The 5,639-nt window shown below is 65.6% G+C and carries 8 protein-coding genes; 1 reads left to right on the top strand and 7 read right to left on the bottom strand.

What is annotated here, in order from left to right; all coding sequences use genetic code 11:
* Positions 1-48: 48 nt before the first annotated feature.
* The 6 genes from HMPREF3086_RS09185 to HMPREF3086_RS09210 all read right to left on the bottom strand — a co-directional run bounded on the left by HMPREF3086_RS09185 (position 49) and on the right by HMPREF3086_RS09210 (position 4,680).
* Positions 49-711: an RraA family protein gene (locus tag HMPREF3086_RS09185; RefSeq protein ID WP_024357796.1), complete on the bottom strand. Its 663-nt coding sequence runs from the start codon at positions 709-711 to the stop codon at positions 49-51.
* 108 nt (positions 712-819) lie between these two features.
* On the bottom strand, positions 820-1,383 hold the full coding sequence (gene msrA, locus HMPREF3086_RS09190; RefSeq protein ID WP_020625394.1) for a peptide-methionine (S)-S-oxide reductase MsrA: 564 nt from the start codon (positions 1,381-1,383) through the stop codon (positions 820-822).
* Positions 1,380-1,856, bottom strand: a complete 477-nt coding sequence (msrB, locus tag HMPREF3086_RS09195; RefSeq protein WP_024357795.1) for a peptide-methionine (R)-S-oxide reductase MsrB — start codon at positions 1,854-1,856, stop codon at positions 1,380-1,382. The genes msrA and msrB overlap by 4 nt, the downstream gene beginning before the upstream one ends.
* Before the next feature lie 126 nt (positions 1,857-1,982).
* Positions 1,983-3,431, bottom strand: a complete 1,449-nt coding sequence (gene cysS, locus HMPREF3086_RS09200) for a cysteine--tRNA ligase (RefSeq protein ID WP_024357794.1) — start codon at positions 3,429-3,431, stop codon at positions 1,983-1,985.
* Between the two features lie 3 nt (positions 3,432-3,434).
* Entirely contained in the window at positions 3,435-4,298 is an 864-nt protein-coding gene (locus HMPREF3086_RS09205) for a DNA-3-methyladenine glycosylase family protein (protein WP_060775214.1), read from the bottom strand.
* A gap of 7 nt (positions 4,299-4,305) precedes the next feature.
* Positions 4,306-4,680: a VOC family protein gene (locus HMPREF3086_RS09210; RefSeq protein ID WP_024357792.1), complete on the bottom strand. Its 375-nt coding sequence runs from the start codon at positions 4,678-4,680 to the stop codon at positions 4,306-4,308.
* A gap of 77 nt (positions 4,681-4,757) precedes the next feature.
* Between HMPREF3086_RS09210 and HMPREF3086_RS09215 the strand changes: the two genes are divergently transcribed.
* The gene (locus HMPREF3086_RS09215; RefSeq protein WP_024357791.1) at positions 4,758-5,195 is read left to right on the top strand and encodes a MarR family winged helix-turn-helix transcriptional regulator; all 438 of its coding nucleotides are present in this window, start codon (positions 4,758-4,760) and stop codon (positions 5,193-5,195) included.
* Here the strand turns inward: HMPREF3086_RS09215 and HMPREF3086_RS09220 are convergent.
* Entirely contained in the window at positions 5,185-5,538 is a 354-nt protein-coding gene (locus HMPREF3086_RS09220; protein WP_024357790.1) for a hypothetical protein, read from the bottom strand. The genes HMPREF3086_RS09215 and HMPREF3086_RS09220 overlap by 11 nt on opposite strands.
* Positions 5,539-5,639 lie beyond the last annotated feature (101 nt).

The raw sequence follows: 5,639 nt of genomic DNA on the forward strand, positions 1-5,639 counted from the left end.
CACACCCCGCCAATGGCGCAACAACACCACGCCACCGGCACCGTGAGATCACCGCTCGCGTGTCAGGCCTCCGTTGCGACCTTCCCGCGCGATCAGGTCACGGGACGCGCTGTCGTCGGCGCGGATCTGATGGGCGGTCTCGAGCACTTCGTCGATGTCGCTGTCGGGGATGACGACGGCTCCCGATGAGTCGCAGAAGATGTACTGGCCCGGATAGATGCCCACTCCTTCGATGACGACGGGAACATTTGCCTGAAACGGCGTGACCACTGCTCCACCCCAGGCGACGGCCTCTCCCGAGCACCATGCGGCGAACGGTTCCGCGGCCAGTTCGTCGAAGTCACGAAGGCGTCCGTCAGTCAGGACGCCGGCGAGGCCGACGTTGGTCGCACGGGAGAGCTTCGTTCCACCGGCGAGAGACGTCGAGCTGTGGCCGTTGCTGGCCATCACGAGGACCGTGTTGCCGGGATCGGCTGCTGATCCGTCGACGGCCTGGTGGAACAGCCGTCCGAAGGTGTATTCCTCCGGGTCGAGCGCGGCGTGGCAGGTCGGGAAGAAGGAGATCGTCGCGACGCGCCCGAACAGGATGCGTTCGGGTGCCGGACTGACGAGCCCGGTGATATGGGCGCGGTGACGGTGCTTCCGGCCGAGCGCATCGGTCAGGTCTGCGCATGTGAGGACTGCGGCTGACGCTGCGCGACGTCGCTCCACCGCGTTGTCTTCATCTTCGTTCACGGTCGTTCCGCATCATTCCTCCGTCACTGATGACGCGGGGGCGCGCCACCGGCTCAGCGGTGACGCGCCCCCACGTGGACATGGTCAGACGGAAGCCTCGGTCGCCTGGATGCGGCGGGGCAGGACCCAGCCGGCACGAGGGTAGTGGCAGTTGTAGCCGTTCGGATACCGCTGGAGGTAGTCCTGGTGCTCGGGCTCGGCCTCCCAGAACGGGCCGGCGGGCTCGATCGTGGTGACAGCCGATCCTGGCCACAGACCGGAGGCATCGACGTCGGCGATCGTCTCCTTGGCGACCTGCTCCTGCTCGGGGGTGAGCGGGAAGATCGCCGACCGGTAGCTGGTGCCGATATCGTTGCCCTGACGATTCAGGGTCGACGGGTCGTGGATCTGGAAGAAGAACGCCAGGATGTCCCGGTACGTCGTCTTCGATGGGTCGAAGACGATCTCCACGGCCTCGGCGTGGCCGGGGTGGTTGCGGTAGGTGGCGTGATCGTTCTGCCCGCCGGTGTATCCGGCGCGGGTGCTGATCACGCCCGGCTGCTTGCGGATGAGCTCGTCCACGCCCCAGAAGCAGCCGCCGGCCAGGACGGCCGTCTCGGTGCCGGGTGTGCGGGTGACCTCTCCGGTGTCGTGAATTCCACTGGTCATGATGTGTGCTCCTTCGTGGTCGTGGTGGTGGTCTCGAACAGTGAGCGGAACTCTCCATACCCCTCGGCCTCCAGGTCGGAGACGGGGATGAACCGCAGCGCGGCGGAGTTCATGCAGTAGCGCAGGCCGCCCGCGTTCGCGGGGCCGTCGTCGAAGACGTGCCCGAGGTGGCTGTCCGCCCCGGTAGAGCGGACCTCGGTGCGGGGCATCCAGAGGGATCGGTCCGTCTTCGTGTGGACGGCGTCAGCGACGACCGGCTTGGTGAAGCTGGGCCATCCGGTTCCGCTGTCGTACTTGTCGGTGGATGAGAACAGGGGCTGTCCGGAGACGACGTCCACGTACAGGCCGTCCTCGTGGTTGTCCCAGTACTCGTTACGGAAGGCCGGCTCGGTGCCGTCCTTCTGGGTGACGCGGTACTGCTGGTCGTTGAGGCGGCTCAGGGCCTCAGAAGTCTTGCTGTAATCGTGCGACACAATGTCCTCCTTGTTCGGCGCCGCTGGCTGCGGCGTCACTGTTGATAACGCCGGGGTGACGCGGTTTGGTCCCGTGAGCCTGGGAGTGGGCTGTGACTTCGAGAATCCTCCTGTTGTTGTTCCGGGCTATGAGGTATCGCCTTCGGTGAAGCCCCATGTCGTACCTGACTGGCTGTCGTTGAGCACGATCCCGGCGGCGTCGAGTTCGTCACGGATACGGTCTGCCGTACGGAAGTCCCTGGCCTTACGGGCCTGGGCTCGCTGGTTGAGCGCCTGTGCGATCAGGGCCTCCAGTGCGCGCTCGGCGAGCGGGGGTGTGGCCGTTGATTCGTCCCACGGGCTGTCGCGCGGGTTGATGCCGAGGACGCCAGTCATGGCGAGCACGGCGTCCAATGCGTCGGCACCGGCCCGCGCGTCGTGCTGGGCGAGGGCGGTGTTGCCCTGCCTGACCTCGTCATGGAGGACCGCGAGTGCCATGGGGATGTTGAGGTCGTCATCCAAGGCGTTTCGGAATGCGACCGGCAGCATGTCCGCGTCCGCCGTGCGCCTGGAGTGGTTGGTGCTCCGGGTGATGAAGTCTTCGATCCTGCGCATCGCCGCCGTGGCGGATCGCAGGGCGGAGTCGGTCAGTTCCAGGTTCGACCGATAGTGGGCCGATCCGAGGTAGTAGCGCAGGTCGAGAGGACGCATGTGCTGCAGTAGCTCGTCGAGGGGTGTCGCATTGCCGAGAGACTTGCTGATCTTGTCGCCGCCGGACGTGACCCAGCCATTGTGCATCCAGTAGCGCGCGAATCCGTATCCGGCGGCACGGGACTGCGCCTGTTCGTTCTCATGATGAGGAAAGCGCAGGTCGAGCCCGCCACCGTGGATATCGAAGCTCTCTCCCAGGTAGCGGAGAATCATTGTCGAGCAGCTCAGATGCCATCCGGGGCGTCCCGGCCCGTAAGGCGAAGCCCATGCCGCAGGAGCAACGATCTCCTCGCTGGCCCCCGCGTCCGGGGGAGCCGACTTCCAGAGCGCGAAGTCGCGAGGGTCACGTTTCTCTGTTGCCTGATCGGTATGTTCGTCTCCGCGGAGAGTGCCGTGCTCCTGTGAGGTCAGAGACCCGTAGTCGGGCCATGATGAGACGTCGAAGTAGACGTCCCCCGCTTCCCCTCCCGCTCGGTACGCGTGGCCTCGGGCGATCAGCCGGTCGATGAAGGTAAGCATCTCGGCGGTGTGCCCTGTCGCGCGCGGCTCGATCGTCGGCGGCAAGATACCGATCTTGCGATAAGCGTCGGCGAACGCCCTCTCATGACGAGCCGCCCACGCCCACCATGGAACGCCCACCGTCTGGCTCGCGGCAAGAATCTTGTCGTCCAGGTCGGTGATGTTTCGCACCAGGGTCACGTCGAGATCGTGGCCGATCTGGAGCCATCGTCGCAGCTGGTCGAAGACCACTGCGGATCGGAGATGACCGACGTGTGGCGGAGCCTGAACAGTCGGACCGCACAGATAGATGCCGACGTGGCCCGGTCGCAGGGGCGCGAACGTGCGCAGCGATGACGTTCCACTATCGAAGAGCTGTAGGGTCATCGGTCAGCCCATCTCGTGGGTGCGCTGCTCTCGGAGCGCACGGAGGTGGACGGCGGCCCAGGAGCGGAAGGGGCGCCAGCGTTCCGCGACCTCCTCGAGCAGCGATTCGGGCCCGTACTGGTAGGAGATCTCGGCGTGGAGGCGGCGTTCCGCGCGCGGAAGGATGTCCTGGGCGTTGGCGCCGCGGATAAGGATGAGGTCCGCGGCGAACGGGCCGATGCCTGTCACCGCGAGCAGGTCGCGGCGAGCCGATTCTTCGGGCATTGCTTGGAGCCGAGGACCGTTGAGCAGTCCGGTGAGTGCGGCCTCTGCGACAGCTCGGAGATACTCTGGCTTCCGACCGGGTAGGTCCAGCTCTCTGGCGTCGATGGCGCGGATGAGCGCATCGGGCGCGGGAAAGGCCCCGTCGTTGCCGTGCGCGACGATAAGGTCGCGGCGGAGTCGGGCAGCGACTGGGACGCGAGTGCGCTGCGACAAGACACACCAGGCAGCGGCTTCGTACGGGGAATGGAAGCCGCACGGGCGATATCCGGGGAGAGCCCTTTGGGCGGTGGCGATGATCGGGTCGCGATCGCCTACGGCCGGCCATCCCCGCGCGTCCACATCGAGAGAGAGGAAGCGCCGCACCTGTTCAGCGGCTGCGGCCAGATCGCCCGGGCCGGACAAACCTATCTGGGTGCTCTCCCCGCTCTGGGTGACGTGGGCGGACACAGACGTCCAGTCGTGCTCGCTCACAAAGCGTGCGGAGAGGACGTCCGGGTCGCCGCCGGATTCGATCGCGGTAGGTGTGAACTCTTCCCAGAACCGCTTGCTGGTGCGCAACGACCACGGCCCGAGCACTGGGACCGAGAGGGTGTGCTGCGCCATGGTGGTGTTAGGCGCGGGCGTGGATCGTGACGACGTAGCCGTCGGGATCTCGGAACGAGAACTGCAGGCCGAACGGCCCCTCGACCGGTTCCTGCACAATCGGCACTCCCGCGTCGACGAGTCGTGCCTGCACACCTTCCGCGTCATCGTTGTGGAACCAGACGCCGATGCCGGCACCGAGCTGAGGGATCGCGTCGAGATCCACGCCCGGGAACGGGTCGCGGACGGCGAACGCGGTTCCTCCTGCGGAGAAGACGGTCGCTGCCGGGTTCGAGTCTGGGAGCCGCGTGAGTCCGACGAGCTTGTCGTAGAACTCCGCGGAGACGGCGCGGTCCCGCACCTGGAAAGAGACGAAGTCCGGGCCGGTGGTTGTTGCTGCCATGAGCAGGCTCCTGTTCTGTTCAATAACGCCAGTGTCAATATCCTGACACTCAATGGAGTGTGTGTCAAACTATTGACATGGATGCATTGGACCGGAGCCCGGAGTCGCTGGGGGTGCTGATCAAGGAGACGCAGTCGCTCCTGAACCAGCGAATGGACGATCGGCTTCGCCCGCTCGCGCTGAGCGTGCCGCAATACGCGTGCTTGACCGCCTTGCAGGACACGCCAGGTATCACGAGCTCTGAACTCGCCCGGCGCGCGTTCGTGTCCCGCCAGTCGATGAACGTGCTGCTCCAGGGACTGGAGAAGCGGGGACTCGTGAGCCGCTCGAGTGATCCTGGGCCCCGGCGAGAACGGAGCGTGGTGCTGAACGACACCGCAGAGCTCATCCTCGAACGCGCGCATGAAGAAGTGTCCTCGGTTGTTCAACGCATGACGATGGAGGTCGAGCCGGTGGAGCGCGCCCGTCTCTCCGAGCTTCTGGCCCGTTGCCGAGACGCCCTGCTCATTCCTTGACAGCATTGTCAGGCCCGGGAAACTGGTACCGACCGACGGCGCTGTAGGAGCCGCGGCGGAAGCGGAGACCAGTGATCCGCTCGTCTTCGACGAGCCAGCGCAGTTCGTAGCACGCTCGGTAGTCCGGCGGCCAGAAGGAGCAGAACTGCCCCTCTGCATCCACGTACCACTCCCCCAACGTGGGTCTTCCGTTCTCGACATACACGGTCTTGCCGTTCTCGGCGAATGCCTGCGTAGCCCCGTCCTCGTACAGAATCGATGCGGCCGTCAGCGCGCGAGGGATATCCGATGCTCGAACTTCCTCCGAGTCGATGACGGTGAGGTCAGACAGAGGATCGTTCATCCGTACGTCTCCTCTGGTCTGATCTGCTGCGAGAGCTCCAGTCGGCTCTCGTCCTGGGCCCCATCGAGGCGAGGTGTGGTGTTGTTGCGCCATTGGCGGGG

Source organism: Dietzia sp. HMSC21D01 (genome assembly GCF_001815995.1).
GTDB classification, from domain to species: Bacteria; Actinomycetota; Actinomycetes; order Mycobacteriales; family Mycobacteriaceae; genus Dietzia; species Dietzia cinnamea.

Bases quoted from the DNA above. Each gene is read 5' to 3' on its own strand.
- msrA (WP_020625394.1), bottom strand. From the start codon at position 1,383: ATGACCAGTGGAATTCACGACACCGGAGAGGTCACCCGCACACCCGGC.
- cysS (WP_024357794.1), bottom strand. From the start codon at position 3,431: ATGACCCTACAGCTCTTCGATAGTGGAACGTCATCGCTGCGCACGTTC.
- HMPREF3086_RS09205 (WP_060775214.1), bottom strand. From the start codon at position 4,298: ATGGCGCAGCACACCCTCTCGGTCCCAGTGCTCGGGCCGTGGTCGTTG.
- HMPREF3086_RS09210 (WP_024357792.1), bottom strand. From the start codon at position 4,680: ATGGCAGCAACAACCACCGGCCCGGACTTCGTCTCTTTCCAGGTGCGG.
- HMPREF3086_RS09215 (WP_024357791.1), top strand. From the start codon at position 4,758: ATGGATGCATTGGACCGGAGCCCGGAGTCGCTGGGGGTGCTGATCAAG.
- HMPREF3086_RS09220 (WP_024357790.1), bottom strand. From the start codon at position 5,538: ATGAACGATCCTCTGTCTGACCTCACCGTCATCGACTCGGAGGAAGTT.